The following is a 363-nucleotide window of genomic DNA, read 5'->3' on the forward strand; positions in this document are numbered from 1 at the left end:
GGCGGCGGAGTCCGAGCCCGCGGCCGAGCCCGCAGCACGGCCCGCGGCCGAGTCCGTCGCCGGGCCCGCACCGGAGCCCGTCGCGGCGGCGGGTGCGGGGGAGGCGGGCTCCGGGGAGGAGCCGCGTAGCCGGTCCCGCAGGCGGGTCACCCGTCGTGTCTCCGCCCCCGCGGCGGCCCCGGCCGGTGCCGGGACCGCGGCCGAGGCCCCGGAGGCCGCCGAGGCCGGGGAGTCCCCGGAGGCAGCGGTCCCCGCCGAGGCACCGGCGCCGCCCGCCCCCGCGCGTACGAGGCGTCGCGCGGCCCGCAAGGTCTCGGCTCCGGCGGGTCCGCCCGCCGAGGACGGTGGTGAGGCCGTGGGTGC

1 pseudogene is annotated in these 363 nt (G+C 84.6%); it reads left to right on the plus strand.

The window, feature by feature from the left end:
* Positions 1-363: pseudogene (locus HOY81_RS27145) on the plus strand (ribonuclease E/G); the annotation flags it as partial.

Source organism: Streptomyces sp. JJ36 (assembly GCF_021696945.1).
In the GTDB taxonomy this organism is placed as follows: Bacteria; Actinomycetota; Actinomycetes; order Streptomycetales; family Streptomycetaceae; genus Streptomyces.